We start from the raw sequence: 19,144 nt of genomic DNA, 5'->3' as shown, positions 1-19,144 counted from the left end.
TACCGTGGTCAACGTGGCCGATCGTGCCGATGTTGACGTGCGGTTTGGTGCGTTCAAACTTTGCCTTTGCCATGGTGTTGGCTCCTTTTGGTCTTTCTCAATGGTGTATGCGCAGCACACACCCAACGATTTGGGTCGGCGCGCGGTTTCCCACGCGCCGATTTCCTTAAGCGAACTTGGCCTGAATCTCGTCCGAGATGTTCTGCGGCACGGGTTCGTAGTGGTCGAACTGCATGGTGAAGTTCGCACGACCCGACGACATCGAACGCAGGGTGTTGATGTAGCCGAACATGTTGGCCAGCGGCACGAAGGCGTCGATCGCGATGGCATTGCCGCGCGTATCTTGACCCTGCACCTGACCACGACGGGATGTCAGGTCACCGATGATGCCACCGGTGTATTCTTCCGGGGTCACAACTTCGACCTTCATGATCGGTTCCAGAAGCTTCGCACCGGCTTTCTTCATGCCTTCGCGCATCGCCATACGGGCGGCGATTTCGAAGGCCAGAACGCTGGAGTCCACATCGTGGAACTTACCGTCGATCAGGGCCACTTTGAAGTCGATGACCGGGAAGCCCGCCAGCGGACCGGAGTCCAGAACCGACTTGATACCCTTTTCCACGCCCGGGATGTATTCCTTGGGAATGGCACCACCAACGATGCGGCTCTCGAAGGAGTAACCTTCGCCCGGCTCGGTCGGCGTCAGGATCATCTTGACCTCACCGAACTGACCCGAACCACCCGACTGCTTCTTGTGGGTGTAGGTGATTTCGGCCTCTTTCGAGATCGTCTCACGGTAGGCCACCTGCGGCGCACCGATGTTCGCCTCGACCTTGAACTCGCGCTTCAGACGGTCGACGAGGATGTCGAGGTGAAGTTCGCCCATGCCTTTCATGATGGTCTGACCGGATTCCAGATCGGTCTCGACGCGGAAGGAAGGGTCCTCGGCGGCCAGACGGGCCAGACCTGCAGACATCTTTTCCTGGTCGGCCTTGGTCTTCGGCTCGACCGCGATCTCGATCACCGGATCGGGGAAGGTCATGGTTTCGAGGACGACCGGATCGTTCTGCGCGCAGAGCGTGTCACCGGTGGTGGTGTCCTTGAGACCCGCCAGCGCGATGATGTCGCCCGCGAAGGCCTCTTCGATTTCTTCGCGGTTGTTGGAGTGCATCATCATCATCCGGCCGACGCGCTCTTTCTTACCCTTGGTCGAGTTCAGAAGCGTGTCGCCCTTGCGCAGAACGCCCGAGTAGATGCGGGTGAAGGTCAGCGAGCCGACGAAGGGGTCGTTCATGATTTTGAACGCAAGGCCCGAGAACGCCATGTCGTCATCCGCGCGGCGCGGGATGTTGCGGGTCTCGGTCTCGTCACCCGGCTTGAAGCCCATGTAGTCGACAACGTCCAGCGGGCTGGGCAGATAGTCGATCACGGCGTTCAAGAGGGGCTGAACACCTTTGTTCTTAAAGGCGGAACCACAGAGAACGGGGATGAATTTGATGGCCAGAGTACCCTTGCGGATCAGGTCGCGCAGGGTGTCGACGTCGGGCTCGGCGCCGTCCATCAGGTAGTTTTCCATCGCCTCGTCGTCCATCTCGACCGCGGTCTCGATGAGCTTGGCACGCCATTCGTCGGCGGTCTCTTTCAGGCTGTCACGGATCTCGCGCTGTTCCCAGGCGGCACCGAGGTCTTCACCGGCCCAGACCCATTCTTTCATGGTCACGAGGTCGACGATGCCTTCCAGCTCGTTCTCTGCGCCGATCGGGATCTGGATCGGAGCAGGCGTGGCGCCTGTGCGGTCCTTGATCATGTGCACGCAGTTGAAGAAGTCCGCGCCGATCTTGTCCATCTTGTTGACGAAAACGATACGCGGCACCTTGTAGCGGTCAGCCTGACGCCAAACGGTTTCGGTCTGCGGCTCAACACCGGCGTTGGCGTCGAGAACGGCAACCGCACCGTCGAGAACGGCCAGCGAACGCTCAACTTCGATGGTGAAGTCAACGTGGCCGGGGGTGTCGATGATGTTCATCCGGAACTTGGTGTCGGATGTCGCATCGGCTGTGGGCTCTTCCTGACGCTGCCAGAAAGTGGTGGTCGCGGCGGAGGTAATGGTGATGCCGCGCTCTTGTTCCTGCTCCATCCAGTCCATGGTTGCGGCGCCGTCATGCACCTCACCAATGTTGTGGCTTTTGCCGGTGTAGAACAGGATGCGTTCGGAACAAGTGGTTTTACCGGCATCGATGTGAGCCATGATGCCGAAGTTGCGGTAGCGTTGGAGCGGATAGTCGCGTGCCATGGGGCTGCTTCCTCGAAAATATCAGTACGAACGGATCGCGCCCGAAACCGGGCGCGACGTTGAAATTACCAGCGGTAGTGGCTGAACGCTTTGTTCGCGTCGGCCATCTTGTGCGTATCTTCGCGCTTTTTAACAGCGGTACCACGGGACTGCACAGCGTCCAGCAGCTCGCCGGCAAGGCGTTCTTCCATGGTGTTTTCGTTACGCGCACGGGCGGCTTTGATCAACCAGCGGATCGCCAGCGCCTGACGACGCTCGGGGCGCACTTCGACCGGTACCTGGTAGGTGGCACCGCCGACGCGGCGCGAGCGGACTTCGACGGAGGGCTGGATGTTTTCCAGCGCTTCGTGGAACACTTCGATCGGCGCGCGCTTGATCTTGTCTTCGACGCGGGTCATCGCGTTGTAGACGATGCGCTCGGCGACAGATTTCTTGCCGTCGATCATCAGGTTGTTCATGAATTTGGTGAGAACCAGATCGCCGTATTTGGCGTCTGGCAGGACTTCGCGTTTTTCAGCGGCGTGGCGGCGTGACATGTCAGTGTCTTCCTCTTGGCGGGTGGTGGGGCGCGGCCCCACCGAACATCGGGTGGATCGGCGGGGGCGGGCCCCACCGGTGCGAGATTACTTCGGACGCTTCGCGCCGTACTTCGAACGACGCTGCTTACGGTCTTTCACGCCCTGCGTATCAAGAACACCGCGCAGGATGTGGTAACGCACACCCGGAAGGTCTTTTACACGACCGCCGCGGATCAGAACCACGGAGTGTTCCTGAAGGTTGTGGCTCTCACCCGGGATGTAGGAGATCACTTCGAACCCGTTGGTCAGGCGCACTTTGGCAACCTTACGCATCGCCGAGTTCGGCTTTTTCGGTGTGGTGGTGTACACGCGTGTGCAGACGCCGCGCTTTTGCGGGCACTCCTGCAGGTGCATGGATTTCGAACGTTTGACTTTCGGCTGCCGCGGCTTGCGGATCAGCTGTTGGATCGTTGGCATTCCGGTTATATCCCCGTATCGCTCAGATTGTGTACACGGGGGATCCCCCATGCGGCTAATTTCGGTTACTTCATGCGTCCACAAAGCAAAATGACCGCAACGTTCCCGTACCGAGGAAAACGACGCGGTGGGTTAACAGAGGATCGGGCCAGTAGTAGGCCGGATCGTGACCACTTCAGTTATGAATTCGGACTGGCAGAGCGGCCTCCACCTCCGAGATAGCGGGCGTATAGAGCGTTGCGCGGGGCCTGTCAACAGGTGGGCCCCGGTCGGGTCGCGGAGGTTTGCCGGGTGATGGCCCGGCGCCTGCGGCTTGGTTCCGGGCCCGGGTGCCACATTCCACCCTTGCCACGCCCCTGCCCCGCTCGCCATAGTTCGGCGAAGGACAGAAGGAAATCTCCATGCAAGCGATCGGCCTTTGCCGCTTTTCCTACCCGGCCTTGGGCGGCTTTCAGGTCGGCCACGAAACCACCGAGGAACGCATCGCCTATCTCTATGACGCGGCCCGGCTCGAAGAACGTTTCCGCCTGCTCGAAACCGTCGCCCTGCCCTGCCTGAAAGCGCAGACAGACCCGGACTTCTCCATCGTCTTCGTCATCGGCGACCAGTTCCCGGCGCCCCACGCCCGACGCCTCGAATCGCTGCTGGCCGACTTGCCGCAGGCGGTTATTCACCGCGAGCCGCCGCGCAATCATCGGGAGGTGATGAAGGAGGTGCTGAACGCCGCGCGGATCAACCCGGCCGAACCCTGCCTGCAATTCCGCTACGACGACGATGACGCCGTCTCGGTCGACTTCATCGCCCGGCTGCGCCAGACGGTCGCGCAAAGCGCGGGTCTGCTGAAAGGCCAGCGCTCCGTCGCCTTTGACTGGCCCAAGGGCTACATCGCGGAATTCGGCCCGCAGGGCATCCGCGCCGCCGAAGTGTACCGTCCGCTCAATGTCGCGGCACTTGCGATGTATGTGAAGGGCGGCAGCCCGCTCACCATCATGAACTTCGCCCATGAGAAACTGCCGCGCTTCATGCCCTGCGTCAGCCTGCCCGATGCGGCGATGTTCGTGCGCAGCCACAACGGCTCGAACGATTCGCGGCAGGGGCTGGCGCGGCATGTGGAAGTGGCCCCGCTGGATGCCGAAGGCGACGCGCTGTTTCACAAACGGTTCGCCATCGACCAAGCTCAGGTGCGGCGCGTCTTCTCGGCCTGAACCTTCAACTTCCGCTCGCGGTAGAGGGTGAAGACCCCCGTGGCCACCACGATCCCCGCGCCGATGAGGGTCAAGGCCCCCGGCCAGTCACCAAAGACGACCCAGCCCAGCAAGAGCGCCCAGAGAAGGCCGGTGTAGCGAAACGGCGCGATGAAGCCGATATCGCCGACCCGCATCACTTGGATCGAGAAGAAATAGCCGCCTAGCACAAAGACCCCTGAGCCGCCGATCAGCACCGCGACCGAGGGCGTTACCGGCGCCCAAGGCGCGCTCAGCGACGCCAAACCCGCCGCCGTCATCACCGACAGGGCGGTCACCAAGGTCACGGTCATCGAGGGCACCGCCGGTGACAAGGCGCGGGTCGACAGGTCACGGACCGTCACGCAGAGCACGGCGATCAGAACGTAGATCGACCAGATATTGAACCCTTCCGCCCCCGGCTTGACGATCAACAGCACGCCGCAGAAACCAATGCCGATGGCGACCAAACGCCGCCAGCCGACCGCCTGCCGGAACACAAGCGCCGCCGCCAGCGTCACCGAAAGCGGCACAACTTGAAGGATGGCGGTGACATTCGCCAAAGGCATGTTGAACAACGCGGTGAGAAAGAAATATGCCGCCGCGATCTCGGCCACCGAGCGCAGGCCGATGACTTTCCAGTCCCGCGCTTGAAGCCGGAAATCGATCCGTCCGAGCTGCCGACTGAGGGCCAAGATCAGCACCGAGGTTGTCACCCCCCGCAGAAACAACAGCTGAAACAGGGGCAGCGCCCCGTCGGTCATTTTGAGCAGCGTGTCGTTAAACGTGAAACAGGCCATCGAGGCGATCATCAGCAGCGCGCCGATGGTATTGGGGGACATGAAAGCGCTCCGGGAAAAATGGTGCGGCTTATATCACTGCCGCCCCCGAATGACTGGCAGCGGCTACTGGGGCTGTCAAGAACGGCGGCCCGCCCCGCCCAGACTGGCGCGCTCTACTGGTTCGAAGCCTGCGCTACCGGCTGCTGCTGGCTGGCCAGCAGATTGCGCACCGTGCTGCGCAGCAACCCCGGCTCGACCGGCTTTTGCATCACCGTCGCCGCCAGATCGCGGAAGGCGTCATAGACTTCAAGATCGCGGGTGCGCCCGCTGAGAAAGATGATCGGCGTCCCGGCAATGGCCGGATTCTCGCCAAACCGATGGGCCAGCTCCAACCCGCCCATATCCGGCATGGAGATATCGCTGATGATCAGGTCAGGCTTGAGATCATCAACCACCGCCAGCGCATCGCGGGCGTTCAGACAGGAGACAAAGCTCAGCGACCTGTCGTCGGAAAAGATCATCTTGACCAGTTCCAGAACGATCGGGTCGTCGTCGATATGTAGAATGCGGGACGTCATCAAAGCACCTTACGACGGTTAAGCTTTTGCAAACCTATTCGGACTATGTGGCGGATATAAGGCTTTGGCCTCAGAAACCAGCCCCCCGGGGCGGTGTCTGGCCGCGGCATTTGCCCACCCCATAAAAAAGCCCCCGCAGCGTCACTGCGGGGGCTTTTGTTTTTCAATGCGGTGCTACGATCAATCGCGGCTCTCGTCGTCACCGACCGGCGTGTTGAACACATCGCCACCGACGATGTCGTCCTCCACAGAGGCTTCCGGCGCAGCCAGACGGGCGGCGGCTTCGGCCTCTTCGCGACGCGCTTCGATCACGACGTTGTCGCGATCTGTCGCCACTTTGCGCATCTGCTGGGTCGCACCACCGGTACCGGCGGGGATCAGACGGCCCACGATGACGTTCTCTTTCAGACCGACCAGTTTGTCCCGCTTGCCCTGAACCGAAGCTTCGGTCAGCACGCGCGTGGTTTCCTGGAACGAGGCGGCCGAGATGAAGCTGCGGGTTTGCAGCGACGCCTTGGTGATGCCCAAGAGGATCGGTTCGCCCTTGGCGGGGCGGCCACCTTTCTTGAGCGCCTTCTCGTTGGCCTGATCGAACTCCTGCTTGTCGACGTGTTCGCCCTTGAGAAGCGTGGTGTCGCCGCTTTCTTGGATTTCCCACTTCTGCAGCATCTGACGGACGATGACTTCGATGTGTTTGTCGTTAATCTTCACACCCTGCAGGCGGTAAACGTCCTGCACCTCGTCAATCATATACTCGGCCAAGGCCTCGACGCCCATGATCGCGAGGATGTCGTGCGGCGCGGGGTTGCCATCCATGATGTAGTCGCCCTTCTGCACGAAGTCGCCTTCGGCCACGGGGATGTGTTTCCCCTTGGGCACCATGTATTCAACCTTCACGTCCGGATCATCCGAGCTTTCAATCGCGATGCGGCGCTTGTTCTTGTAGTCCTTGCCAAAGCGGACATAGCCGTCGATTTCCGCGATGATGGCGTGGTCTTTGGGGCGACGTGCCTCAAAGAGTTCGGCCACACGCGGCAGACCACCGGTAATGTCCTTGGTCTTGGCACCTTCACGCGGGATACGCGCGATGATGTCACCGGCCTGAACTTGCGTCTGGTCTTCGACCGAAAGAACCGCATCGACCGACATCGGATAGGTCACCGGGTTGCCCGCATCGTTGCGGACCGGTTCGCCATCTTCACCCACCAAGATGATCTCGGGCTTGAGCTCGTTGCCCTTGGGGGCCGCGCGCCAGTCGATCACGATCTTCTGGGTCATACCGGTGGCTTCGTCGGTGTCTTCCTTGACCGCGATGCCCGACACCAGGTCGACGTATTTGGTCGTACCGGGTTTCTCGGCGATGATCGGCAGGGTGTAAGGGTCCCATTCGAACAGCTTGTCACCGCGCGCCACGTCGTCGCCTTCTTTGACGTGCAGCTTGGTGCCGTAGCCGATCTTGTGGCTGGCCCGCTCCTCACCATTCTCGTCGACGATCAACAGCTTCATGTTCCGGCCCATGACGAGCACTTCACCGGCGCTGTTTTCAAGCGTCTGTGCGTTCTCGAAAGCGACCTTGCCCGACTGGCTGGCCTCAAGGAAGGACTGCTGACCACCCTGGGCCACGCCGCCGATGTGGAAGGTCCGCATCGTCAGCTGTGTACCGGGTTCACCAATCGACTGGGCCGCGATGATGCCGACGGCCTCACCTTGGTTGACCAGCGTACCGCGTGCGAGGTCACGGCCATAGCACATGGCGCAGACGCCCTCTTCGGCATCACAGGTCAGCGGGCTGCGGATCCGTGCGGACTGCACGCCAGCCTCGTCGATGGCATCCGACATGCGCTCGTCGATCAGCGTGCCTGCGGGCACCAGAACATCCTCGGTGCCGGGCACCAGAATATCGTCCGCCGCAACACGGCCCAGCAGACGCTCGGCCAGCGAGGAGACAACCTCACCATCGTTGACAGCCGCTTCGGCGGTGATCGCGGTTTCGGTGCCGCAGTCATGCTCGCGCACGATGCAGTCTTGCGCCACGTCCACCAGACGGCGTGTCAGGTAACCGGAGTTCGCCGTCTTCAGAGCGGTATCCGACAGACCTTTCCGCGCACCGTGGGTCGAGTTGAAGTACTCGAGAACGGTCAGACCTTCTTTAAAGTTCGAGATAATCGGCGTCTCGATGATGTCGCCGTTCGGCTTCGCCATCAGGCCGCGCATCCCGCCCAGCTGTTTCATCTGCGTGACCGAGCCACGGGCACCGGAGTGGGCCATCATGTAGACCGAGTTCGGCTCTTTCTCGGAACCGTTCTCATGGTGAGTCACGGCGGAGATGGAGCCCATCATCGCCTCGGTCACCTTGTCGTTACACTTCGACCATGCATCGACGACCTTGTTGTACTTTTCGCCCTGAGTGATCAGGCCGTCCATATACTGCTGTTCAAAGTCCTTCACCTGCTCGCGGGTTTCTTCAACCAGCGGCCATTTGGTGTCGGGAATCAGCATGTCGTCTTTGCCGAAGGAGATGCCCGCTTTGAAAGCTTCGCGGAAACCCATGGTCATGATCTGGTCACAGAAGATGACCGACTCTTTCTGACCGCAGTAACGGTAGACGGTGTCGATGACCTGCTGCACTTCTTTCTTGCGCAGCAGACGGTTGACCAGATCAAACGGCGCTTTGGCGTTCAGCGGCAGAAGCGCACCAAGACGGATACGACCGGGGGTCGTGTCAAAGCGCATCATCACTTCGTTGCCTTCAGCGTCGATCTGTTTGATCCGCGCCTTGATTTTCGAGTGCAGGTGAACCGCACCGGCGTCGAGGGCGTGCTGCACCTCGTCGACGGAGCCGAAGACCATGCCTTCGCCAACCATGCCTTCACGCTCAAGGGTCGTGTAGTAGAGACCCAAGATCATATCCTGCGACGGTACGATGATCGGTGCGCCGTTTGCAGGCGACAACACGTTGTTCGTGGACATCATCAGAACACGCGCTTCCAACTGGGCTTCCAGCGAGAGCGGGACGTGAACGGCCATCTGGTCACCGTCGAAGTCGGCGTTGAAGGCCGAGCAGACCAGCGGGTGCAGCTGGATCGCCTTGCCTTCGATCAGGACGGGTTCAAACGCCTGAATGCCAAGACGGTGCAGCGTCGGCGCGCGGTTGAGCATGACGGGGTGTTCACGGATCACCTCATCAAGAATGTCCCAAACCTCAGGGCGCTCTTTCTCGACCAGCTTCTTGGCCTGCTTAACTGTGGAGGACAGACCTTTGGCTTCAAGCCGCGAGTAGATGAACGGCTTGAACAGTTCGAGCGCCATCTTCTTGGGCAGACCACATTGATGCAGCTTCAACTCCGGGCCGGTCACAATGACCGAACGACCTGAGAAGTCGACGCGCTTACCCAAAAGGTTCTGACGGAAGCGGCCCTGCTTGCCTTTCAGCATGTCCGACAGCGACTTCAGCGGGCGCTTGTTGGCACCGGTGATGACGCGGCCACGGCGGCCGTTGTCGAAGAGGGCGTCGACGGATTCCTGCAGCATCCGCTTTTCGTTGCGCACAATGATGTCGGGCGCGCGCAGCTCGATCAGGCGCTTCAAACGGTTGTTCCGGTTGATCACGCGGCGGTACAAGTCGTTCAGGTCCGAGGTCGCGAAACGGCCACCATCGAGCGGCACCAGCGGGCGCAGTTCTGGCGGGATGACCGGGATGACGGTCATGACCATCCACTCGGGACGGTTGCCGGATTCAAGGAAGCTCTCGACCACTTTCAGACGCTTGATGATTTTCTTGGGCTTCAGCTCGCCTGTCGCCTCTTTCAGATCGGCGCGCAGGTTCTCGGCTTCGGCTTCAAGGTCGATCGCCGCCAGCATTTCGCGGATCGCTTCGGCGCCGATGTTAGCGGTGAAAGCGTCCATGCCATAGGCGTCTTGCGCGTCCATATATTCTTCTTCGGTCATCATCTGACCGTATTGAAGATCGGTGAGGCCCGGCTCGATCACCACGTAGTTCTCGAAGTAGAGCACGCGTTCCAGATCGCGCAGGGTCATGTCCAGCATCAGGCCGATGCGCGAGGGCAGCGACTTGAGGAACCAGATGTGCGCCACCGGCGAGGCCAGCTCGATGTGGCCCATGCGCTCACGGCGGACCTTTTGCAGCGTGACTTCCACACCGCATTTCTCGCAGACGACGCCGCGATACTTCATGCGCTTATATTTGCCGCAGAGGCATTCGTAGTCTTTGATCGGGCCAAAGATACGCGCGCAGAACAGGCCGTCACGCTCGGGCTTGAACGTACGGTAGTTGATGGTTTCCGGCTTCTTGATCTCACCGAAGGACCAGCTCAGGATCCGCTCGGGCGAGGCCAAGGAGACCTTGATTTCGTCAAACGCTTTTTGCGGCGTCAGCGGGTTGAACGGGTTGTTTGTCAGTTCCTGGTTCATTTTCAAATCCTTGAAAGGGGTGCGTTGGGAGTGAGGGGTGCCGTTCTCTTTGAAAGAAAACGGCCCGGAATTTTTAAAAAATTCCGTCTATGCCTCACTCATCCTCCTCCGCATCCAGGAGTTCCATATTCAGGCCGAGGCCGCGCACTTCTTTGACGAGAACGTTAAAGCTCTCCGGAATGCCCGCTTCGAAGTTATCCTCGCCCTTGACGATGCTTTCATAGACCTTGGTCCGGCCCGCGACGTCGTCCGACTTGACGGTCAGCATTTCCTGCAGGGTGTAGGCGGCGCCATAGGCTTCCAGAGCCCAGACCTCCATCTCCCCGAAGCGCTGGCCACCGAACTGCGCCTTACCACCCAGCGGCTGCTGTGTGACGAGGCTGTACGGCCCGGTCGAACGCGCGTGGATCTTGTCGTCCACCAGGTGGTGCAGCTTCAGCAGGTACTTCACGCCGACGGTCACCGGACGCGCGAACTGCTCGCCTGTCCGACCATCGAAGAGCACCGACTGACCGGAGGTGTCGAACCCGGCCCGCTTGAGGCTGTCGTTCACATCCGCTTCCTTGGCACCGTCAAAGACCGGCGTGGCGATCGGCACGCCGCGGCGTACGTTGTCAGCCGCTTCCAGCAGCGTATCCTCGTCCATGCCGGTGATGCCTTCTTCGTAGACATCCTCGCCATAGGCCAGCTGCATCGCTTCGCGCACCGGCGTCAGGTCGCCCGAGCGGCGGTATTCCTGCAGCGCCTCATCAACGTTCAGGCCCAGACCGCGTGCGGCCCAACCCATATGCGTCTCGAGGATCTGACCGACGTTCATACGCGATGGCACACCCAGCGGGTTGAGGCAGAAATCGACCGGGGTACCATCGGCGAGGAACGGCATGTCCTCCATCGGCACCACTTTCGAGATCACACCCTTGTTCCCGTGACGACCGGCCATCTTGTCGCCCGGCTGCAGCTTGCGCTTCACCGCCACGAAGACCTTGACCATCTTCATCACGCCTGGGGGCAGATCGTCGCCACGGCGGACCTTCTCGACCTTGTCCTCGAAACGGGCATCCAAGGTCCGCTTTTGGATCTCGTACTGCTCGTTCAGGGCTTCGACGATCTTGGCGTCATCCTCGTCCTCAAGAGCCAGCTGCCACCACTGACCGCGGGTCAGGGTTTCCAGCAGTTCCTCGGTGATCTGGCTGTTCGCCTTCACGCCTTTCGGGCCTTTCACGGCAACCTTGCCGAGGATCATGTCCTTGAGGCGCGCGTAGATGTTGCGGTCGAGGATCGCCAGCTCGTCGTCCCGGTCACGGGCCAGACGTTCGACTTCCTCACGCTCGATCTGCAGCGCACGCTCGTCTTTCTCGACGCCGTGACGGTTGAAGACCCGCACTTCGACAACGGTGCCGAAATCGCCCGGCTTCACACGCAACGAGGTGTCGCGCACGTCAGAGGCTTTCTCACCGAAGATGGCGCGCAGAAGCTTTTCTTCCGGCGTCATCGGGCTTTCGCCCTTCGGGGTGATCTTGCCCACAAGGATGTCGCCCGGCTCAACGTCCGCACCGATGTAGACGATACCGGCTTCGTCGAGGTTGCGCAGAGCTTCCTCGCCGACGTTCGGGATGTCGCGGGTGATCTCTTCCGGCCCAAGCTTCGTGTCACGCGCGGCGACTTCGAATTCCTCGATGTGGATCGAGGTGAAGACGTCGTCACGGGAAATCCGCTCGGAGATCAGGATGGAGTCTTCGTAGTTGTAGCCATTCCACGGCATGAAGGCGACGACGACGTTCTTGCCGAGCGCCAGTTCCCCCATGTCGGTGGAGGGACCATCCGCGATGACCTGACCCTTTGTGACCTTCTCGCCCACTTTCACCAGCGGACGCTGGTTGATGCAGGTGTTCTGGTTCGAACGCTGGAACTTGCGCATGCGGTAGATGTCCACACCCGCGTCACCCAATTCGAGGTCTTCTGTGGCCCGGATCACGATACGCGAGGCATCGACCTGGTCGATGATACCCGCGCGGCGTGCGGTGTAGGCCGCCCCGGAATCGCGCGCCACGACTTCTTCGATGCCAGTGCCGACAAGCGGCGCCTCAGCTTGCAGAAGCGGTACGGCCTGACGTTGCATGTTCGAGCCCATGAGAGCGCGGTTGGCGTCGTCGTTTTCGAGGAACGGGATCAACGATGCAGCGACAGAGACCAACTGCTTGGGAGAAACGTCGATCAGGTCCACGTTTTCCGTCGGCGCCAGCGTGTAGTCGCCGGACTGACGGGTCGAGACCATCTCGTTCACGAACTTCATGTCGTCGTCGAGGTTGGCGTTCGCCTGCGCTACGGTGTGACGCATTTCCTCGGTCGCGGACATGTAGTGCACCTCGTCGGTGACCTTGCTGTCCTTCACGACGCGGTAAGGCGTTTCGATGAAGCCGTATTTGTTCACGCGGGCAAAGGTGGCCAGCGAGTTGATCAGACCGATGTTCGGACCTTCCGGCGTTTCAATCGGGCACATCCGGCCATAGTGTGTCGGGTGCACGTCGCGCACTTCAAAGCCCGCACGCTCACGTGTCAGACCGCCCGGCCCAAGCGCCGAGAGACGACGCTTGTGCGTCACTTCCGATAGCGGGTTGGTTTGGTCCATGAACTGCGACAGCTGCGAGGAGCCGAAGAATTCGCGCACCGCAGCCGCGGCGGGCTTGGCGTTGATCAGGTCCTGCGGCATCACGGTGTCGATCTCGACGGAAGACATCCGCTCCTTGATCGCGCGCTCCATGCGCAGCAGGCCCACGCGGTACTGGTTTTCCATCAATTCGCCGACCGAACGCACACGACGGTTGCCGAGGTGGTCGATGTCGTCGATGTCGCCGCGGCCATCGCGCAGGTCCACCAGCGCCTTGATGCAGGCGACGATGTCGTCACGGTCCAGCGTGCGCTGCGTGTCGGGCTTATCGAGCGCCAGACGCATGTTCATCTTCACCCGGCCCACGGCCGAGAGGTCATAGCGTTCGCTATCGAAGAACAGCGTGTCAAAGAGCGCTGACGCGGCCTCGACGGTGGGCGGCTCGCCCGGGCGCATGACGCGGTAGATGTCCATGAGCGCGGTGTCGCGGTTCATGTTCTTGTCCATCGCCATGGTGTTGCGCATGTAGGGGCCGACGTTGACGTTGTCGATGTCCAGCAGCGGAATCTCGGTGATGCCGGCGTCGATCAGCTCCTTCGCGGTGCCGCCGATCAGCGTGCCGTCCTTGTCGTATTCCAGCGTCAACTCGTCACCGGCCTCGACGTAGATCGCACCGGTTTCCTCGTTGATGATGTCACGCGCGACGAACTTGCCGACGATGTGGTCGAAGGGCAGCAGCAGTTCCTTGACCTTGCCTTCGTCGAGCAGCTTCTTGACGGCACGGGGGGTGACCTTTTTGCCAGCCTCGAAGAGGATCTCGCCGGTGTTGGCGTCGATCAGATCGTAGGTCGGACGGGTGCCGCGCACGCGGTCGGGGAAGAAGGGCGCAACCCAACCCTTGTTCTTCTCCAGCTTGAAGGTGACGGTGTTGTAATAGGCATTCATGATGCCTTCTTGGTCCAGCCCCAGGGCATAGAGCAGGGTCGTCACCGGCAGCTTGCGGCGACGGTCGATGCGGGCATAGACGATGTCCTTGGCGTCGAACTCGAAGTCCAGCCAGGAGCCGCGGTAGGGGATAATGCGGCAGGCGAAGAGCAGCTTGCCCGAGGAGTGGGTCTTGCCCTTGTCGTGGTCAAAGAACACGCCCGGGGAGCGGTGCATCTGGGAGACGATCACACGCTCGGTGCCGTTGACGACGAAGGTGCCGTTCGGGGTCATCAGGGGCATGTCGCCCATGAAGACGTCCTGCTCTTTGATGTCTTTCACGGACTTGGCGCCGGTGTCCTCGTCCACATCGAATACGATGAGGCGCAGGGTCACTTTCAGCGGCGCGCTATAGGTCATGTCGCGCTGCTGGCATTCCTCAACGTCGTACTTGGGCTTTTCCAGCTCGTACTTGACGTATTCGAGTACCGAAGTCTCGTTAAAGTCCTTGATCGGGAAGACCGACTGGAAAACGCCCGTGATCCCCTCACCATCGGTGGGGGTCTCGGCGTCGCCGGAATTCAGGAACAAATCATAGGAGGATTTCTGAACCTCGATGAGGTTCGGCATCTCCAGCACTTCGCGGATCTTGCCGTAATACTTACGCAGACGTTTCTGGCCAAGGAAGGATTGTGCCATGTGTCGTGTCACCTTTCGTGTCTCTCGCCGAGCGCATCAACCACCGGGGCCGTGGTGCGCGCCCATAAGAGCGGAAAATCCGGGTCAATTCTTGGAATGCGTCCCACTGCACCCCTTCCGACCTTGGACCTCTCCAGAGAAATGCTCCCGCGGGGAACATTCGTCAAAACAGGTCAGGCTGGACAGGAAAATTCCCGTCCAGCCCTTGTTCATGCGTGGTGCGTGAGGACACGCACCTCTGGCTTAGGCCAGCTCGACTTCGGCGCCAGCTGCTTCCAGCTTGCCTTTGATGTCTTCGGCTTCGGCTTTGTCGACGCCTTCTTTGATCTTGCCACCGGCTTCGACCAGGTCTTTGGCTTCTTTCAGGCCGAGACCTGTGATGCCGCGGACTTCCTTGATCACGTTGATCTTGGATGCGCCGGCGTTCTTCAGAACGACGTCGAATTCGGTCTTTTCTTCTTCGGCAGCGCCACCTTCAGCAGGGCCGGCCATCATCACTGCGCCGCCAGCGGCGGGCTCGATGCCGTACTCGTCTTTCAGGATGGTTTTCAGTTCTTGTGCTTCAAGCAGAGTCAGACCAACGATGTCTTCTGCCAGTTTTTTCAGATCAGCCATGTTTAGCTCTTTCCGTTACGATATGTGTGTTCCAACGCGCGTGTTCAACCCGTGCGCCAGTTTGACGATTTGCCTTACGCAGCCGCCTTGTCCTCGATGGTGGACAAGATGGATGCGATGTTGCTTGCAGGTGCGCCAATGGCCCCGGCGATGTTCGAAGCAGGTGCGCCGAGCATGCCCGCGATGGAGGAGATAAGCTCCTCGCGCGAAGGCATTTTCGACACGGCTTCGACACCGGCGGCGTCCAACGCGTTCTCACCCATTGCGCCGCCGAGGATAACAAGCTTGCTGTTTTCCTTGGCGAACTCCTGAGCAACCTTGGCCGCAGCCACAGGATCCTCAGAGTAGGTCAGAACGGTCATACCCGTCAGAAGGTCAGCAATGCTTTCGCATGGCTTGCCCTCAAGGGCGATCTTGGCGAGCCTGTTTTTGGCAACACGCACGGCCCCACCGGCTGCGCGTGCGCGCGCCCGAAGGTCCTGCATTTCGGCAACTGTCAAACCGACGTAGTGGCTAACCACAACGACGCCAGAGCTTTCAAAGATTTGGCCGAGTTCGTCGACCAACTGTTCTTTTTGTGCTCTATCCACAGTTTCACTCCAAATTTGGGGGTTGCCCCCCGGCTCAGTTCAGGATGCGGTCTTCTGCACCCCATTCGGGTCCAATGTCAGGGTCCCGGCCAAAACCGCCCGAAGGCAGGAATTTCCGGTTTCCCATCTCAGGAAGGAATTATTCAGGCCAAAGCCCAAACCCTCCGTCTCGGACAGACGCGCGGACCGATCTTCTGGTCCTTGCGTATCTGGCGACCGAAGCCGCCAAATCTCGGGTCGTAAGGTGGGAGGCTGGCCCCCACCCCACGGGATCACTCGGCGGTCGCGTTCTCGACAGCGACCGACACGCCCGGGCCCATTGTAGAGCTCAGGTTGATCTTTTTCATGTAGGTGCCTTTGGCACCGGCCGGCTTGGCTTTGGACACGGCGCCGACGAAGGCACGGATGTTCTCAACCAGCTTGGCTTCGTCGAAGGACAGTTTGCCAACGCCTGCGTGGACGACACCGCCCTTTTCGGCTTTGAACTGCACTTCACCACCCTTGGCCGCTTTCACGGCGTCAGCGACGTCCATGGTCACGGTGCCAACCTTGGGGTTCGGCATCAGGTTGCGGGGGCCAAGCACTTTACCCAGACGGCCAACGATCGGCATCATGTCGGGTGTCGCAATGCAACGATCAAAGTCGATCTTGCCGGACTGCACGGTTTCCATCAGGTCTTCTGCGCCAACGATATCTGCGCCCGCCTTTTCGGCTTCTTCAGCTTTCGCGCCACGGGCGAAGACGGCAACGCGCATGGTTTTGCCGGTGCCGTTGGGCAGGCCGACAACACCGCGGACCATCTGGTCCGCGTGACGCGGGTCAACACCGAGGTTCATCGCGATCTCGATGGTCTCGTCGAACTTCGCGCTGGCGTTCGATTTGATGAGGCTTACCGCTTCTTCAACGGTGATCTCTTCTTTGCCAGCAAAAGCTTCACGGGCGGCGCGGGTGCGTTTTCCAATTTTAGCCATCTTACTTCACCTCGATGCCCATGGACTTCGCGGAGCCCAGGATGATTTTCATCGCCGCTTCCACGTCGTTCGCGGACAGGTCGGCGGCTTTTGCTTCTGCGATCTCGCGCAGCTGCTTGGTGGTCACGGTGCCGACAGTCTCACGGCTGGGCGTTTTCGCGCCGGAGTTCACCTTGGCAGCTTTCTTCAGGTAGTAGGACGCCGGGGGCGTCTTGATGTCCATGGTGAAGGACTTGTCCTGATAGTAGCTGATCACGGTGGGGCACGGTGCGCCCGGCTCCATGTCTGCGGTCTTGGCGTTGAACGCCTTGCAGAATTCCATGATGTTGATGCCGCGCTGACCGAGGGCGGGACCCACGGGCGGGGACGGGTTTGCTTGACCCGCTTTAACTTGCAACTTCATCGTACCGACGAGTTTCTTGGCCATTGGCCTTCTCCTTTCAACACCCTTGGGGCGCGCCCCGCGGGTTCTTCGTTGCGTGGTCCGGGCCTAGGCGCCGCGGCGCCCGTCCCTCCCACAATGACCGGCGCCCTCAGGTGCCGGGATGGCGGGGCGAACCCCGCCCCACACTCAGACCTGTTTGTTGACCTGAGTGAATTCCAATTCGACCGGGGTCTCCCGGCCAAAGATCGAGACCGAAACCTTGAGACGCTGGTTCTCGTCGTCGACCTCTTCGATCATCCCGTCGAAATCCTCGAAAGGACCATCGGCGACTTTGACTTTCTCACCGACCTCGAAGTGGATCAGCGTGCGCGGCGCTTCTTCGCCTTCCTGCACACGACCCAGGATCGCCTGAACCTCGGCATCGCGCATCGGCATCGGGCGGCCCTGCGGGCCAAGGAACCCAGTGACGCGGTTGATCGAGTTGATCAGGTGATAGCCCGCGTCGGACATTTCCATATGCACCAGCACATAGCCGGGCATGAAGCGACGCTCGGTTGTCACCTTCTTGCCGCGCCGGACCTCGATCACCTCTTCGGTGGGCACCAGCACTTCGTCGATCTGGTCTTCAAGTTCCTGCTCGGCCACGGACGCGCGGATCTGCTCGGCGATCTTCTTTTCGAAGTTCGACAGGACACTGACCGAATACCACCGTTTTGCCATCTGAACTCTGGTCCCTGTCTTGCCATGCGGGCTGCCCCGGCATGAAATTCGTCAATCAACACGGGGGCCAAGCCCCGCAACATCTGAACAAAAAATCGGCGCGCAACTCGAATCGCCGCACGCCCTTTTCAGGTCAGGTCTGCGCAATAGCCCGCGCAGACGCAGGTTTCAAGGGTGTAAAGATAAAATCACCCATGCGGGCGGTGCTCAGCCGAACATCCCAAGGATCTGCTGCAAGCCGCCGCGGATCAGGATATCGACAATTGCAAAGAAAACAGCTGTCAGCGCGGCAAGGATAAAGACCATCACCGTGGTCAGCATCACTTCGCGCTTTGTCGGCCAAACAACCTTTGCAACTTCGGTGCGAACCTGCTGGATGAACTGAAGCGGATTGGTGGTGGCCATGACATCTTTCCCTGTTGCCCGATTGGGCGGATGTAACGGGTCCGCCCCCTAGTTTCAAGACGTCTTCGCGCGCGCCTCAGGCTTCCGGGTCGCGCAGACGATCGAACCGGCGGTCAAGCGCCGCGTCATGCCGCGCTTCAGCCGCCGCCATCTCGCCAAAGTCGGGAAGATACAGCCCGTCGACGGTGCCTTCGGGGAATCGGTCAAGCACGGCGTCCCATTTCATCGCGAAAGCATCCAACCGCGCATGAAGCGCCGCCGCACGCTCGGGCTGCCGCGCGGCATACCAGCGCCCAAGCGCCATCGCCCGTTGCCAAAACCCGTCGTAGCCAAGGGCGAGGAAGACCCCCAACACGACAAACACCGTGACGAATAGCACGCCGAACACCAACCAAGGGCGCAGAACCACCGCCAGCGCCAGAAGGCTGAGGATCACCGCCCGGGCCGGAGGAGGTTTCGCACGAATCCTACGGCGTGACGCCTTCCTAATTTTGACGTCAACGGCTTCCGGCTCCGGCAAATCCGGAACAGCCACGCGCCCCGGCCGCCGAGGGGCCACCGGGGGCTCTGCCGTCCCCGTATCGGCACGTGTGTCCTTAGCACTCTCCGCATCTACCATAACATTCCGAATCGCAGACATCGCGGCGGGGTCCAGCTCGGACGAAGAAGGGGCAGCCTTTTCAATGGGGGGCGTCATATCAGTCTCTCTACGCAGTTGCGAAAGAGTTACTGATCCATTGCGCCAAGTGAAGGGCGGAAAGTAGACAGTTATTGGGCATCACTCCCCCCCCAAACGCAAAACCGCCGCAGCTTTGCGCTGCGGCGGTTTTGTTAATCTGATCATCGTTGAGAGATACTGTAGTCTAGGAACTTATTAGGTTTGGCGATGACCTACTCTCCCACGTCTTAAGACGCAGTACCATCG

At 60.5% G+C, this 19,144-nt stretch carries 15 protein-coding genes; 1 reads left to right on the top strand and 14 read right to left on the bottom strand.

Annotation, left to right across the window (positions count from 1 at the left end):
- Nucleotides 1–166: 166 nt before the first annotated feature.
- The 3 genes from fusA to rpsL form a co-directional block, all read right to left on the bottom strand.
- Nucleotides 167–2,293, bottom strand: a complete 2,127-nt coding sequence (gene fusA / locus ACGYK2_RS17195; RefSeq protein WP_067267958.1) for an elongation factor G — start codon at nucleotides 2,291–2,293, stop codon at nucleotides 167–169.
- A 65-nt stretch (nucleotides 2,294–2,358) separates the two neighbouring features.
- Nucleotides 2,359–2,829 carry a 30S ribosomal protein S7 gene (rpsG, locus tag ACGYK2_RS17190; RefSeq protein ID WP_067267956.1) on the bottom strand — a complete coding sequence of 157 codons (471 nt, stop codon included), beginning with the start codon at nucleotides 2,827–2,829 and terminating at the stop codon, nucleotides 2,359–2,361.
- An 87-nt stretch (nucleotides 2,830–2,916) separates the two neighbouring features.
- Nucleotides 2,917–3,288 carry a 30S ribosomal protein S12 gene (gene rpsL / locus ACGYK2_RS17185; protein WP_007118826.1) on the bottom strand — a complete coding sequence of 124 codons (372 nt, stop codon included), beginning with the start codon at nucleotides 3,286–3,288 and terminating at the stop codon, nucleotides 2,917–2,919.
- Between the two features lie 401 nt (nucleotides 3,289–3,689).
- On the opposite strand from rpsL, the gene ACGYK2_RS17180 reads away from it, so the two are divergent.
- Entirely contained in the window at nucleotides 3,690–4,493 is an 804-nt protein-coding gene (locus ACGYK2_RS17180; RefSeq protein ID WP_271688305.1) for a putative rhamnosyl transferase, read from the top strand.
- Here the strand turns inward: ACGYK2_RS17180 and ACGYK2_RS17175 are convergent.
- The 11 genes from ACGYK2_RS17175 to ACGYK2_RS17125 form a co-directional block, all read right to left on the bottom strand.
- Nucleotides 4,466–5,353: a DMT family transporter gene (locus ACGYK2_RS17175; RefSeq protein ID WP_271688306.1), complete on the bottom strand. Its 888-nt coding sequence runs from the start codon at nucleotides 5,351–5,353 to the stop codon at nucleotides 4,466–4,468. The two genes, ACGYK2_RS17180 and ACGYK2_RS17175, sit on opposite strands and share 28 nt — an antisense overlap.
- 113 nt (nucleotides 5,354–5,466) lie before the next feature.
- Nucleotides 5,467–5,871 carry a two-component system response regulator gene (locus tag ACGYK2_RS17170; protein ID WP_067267950.1) on the bottom strand — a complete coding sequence of 135 codons (405 nt, stop codon included), beginning with the start codon at nucleotides 5,869–5,871 and terminating at the stop codon, nucleotides 5,467–5,469.
- 180 nt (nucleotides 5,872–6,051) lie between these two features.
- The gene (gene rpoC / locus ACGYK2_RS17165) at nucleotides 6,052–10,302 is read right to left on the bottom strand and encodes a DNA-directed RNA polymerase subunit beta' (protein ID WP_271688307.1); all 4,251 of its coding nucleotides are present in this window, start codon (nucleotides 10,300–10,302) and stop codon (nucleotides 6,052–6,054) included.
- 94 nt (nucleotides 10,303–10,396) lie between these two features.
- Nucleotides 10,397–14,533, bottom strand: a complete 4,137-nt coding sequence (gene rpoB / locus ACGYK2_RS17160) for a DNA-directed RNA polymerase subunit beta (protein WP_168612832.1) — start codon at nucleotides 14,531–14,533, stop codon at nucleotides 10,397–10,399.
- 243 nt (nucleotides 14,534–14,776) lie between these two features.
- Nucleotides 14,777–15,148: a 50S ribosomal protein L7/L12 gene (gene rplL, locus ACGYK2_RS17155; RefSeq protein WP_067267945.1), complete on the bottom strand. Its 372-nt coding sequence runs from the start codon at nucleotides 15,146–15,148 to the stop codon at nucleotides 14,777–14,779.
- Between the two features lie 74 nt (nucleotides 15,149–15,222).
- A complete protein-coding gene (gene rplJ, locus ACGYK2_RS17150) occupies nucleotides 15,223–15,738 on the bottom strand; it encodes a 50S ribosomal protein L10 (protein ID WP_067267943.1) in 516 nt (171 codons plus the stop codon).
- Between the two features lie 272 nt (nucleotides 15,739–16,010).
- A complete protein-coding gene (gene rplA / locus ACGYK2_RS17145; RefSeq protein ID WP_067267941.1) occupies nucleotides 16,011–16,709 on the bottom strand; it encodes a 50S ribosomal protein L1 in 699 nt (232 codons plus the stop codon).
- Nucleotide 16,710: 1 nt separating this feature from the next.
- Nucleotides 16,711–17,136: a 50S ribosomal protein L11 gene (rplK, locus tag ACGYK2_RS17140; protein ID WP_067267940.1), complete on the bottom strand. Its 426-nt coding sequence runs from the start codon at nucleotides 17,134–17,136 to the stop codon at nucleotides 16,711–16,713.
- Between the two features lie 144 nt (nucleotides 17,137–17,280).
- Nucleotides 17,281–17,814 (bottom strand): transcription termination/antitermination protein NusG, encoded by a 534-nt coding sequence (gene nusG, locus ACGYK2_RS17135; RefSeq protein ID WP_067264099.1) that lies wholly within the window; start codon nucleotides 17,812–17,814, stop codon nucleotides 17,281–17,283.
- A 207-nt stretch (nucleotides 17,815–18,021) separates the two neighbouring features.
- Nucleotides 18,022–18,219, bottom strand: coding sequence for a preprotein translocase subunit SecE (gene secE / locus ACGYK2_RS17130; RefSeq protein ID WP_007118815.1), 198 nt, complete (start codon nucleotides 18,217–18,219; stop codon nucleotides 18,022–18,024).
- A gap of 76 nt (nucleotides 18,220–18,295) precedes the next feature.
- Complete coding sequence (locus ACGYK2_RS17125; RefSeq protein WP_271688309.1) at nucleotides 18,296–18,655, bottom strand: hypothetical protein; 360 nt, start codon at nucleotides 18,653–18,655, stop codon at nucleotides 18,296–18,298.
- Nucleotides 18,656–19,144 lie beyond the last annotated feature (489 nt).

Source organism: Sulfitobacter sp. 1A10359 (assembly GCF_043558145.1).
Taxonomy (GTDB): Bacteria; Pseudomonadota; Alphaproteobacteria; order Rhodobacterales; family Rhodobacteraceae; genus Sulfitobacter; species Sulfitobacter faviae.
This window is presented reverse-complemented; position numbering and strand designations above follow the sequence as displayed.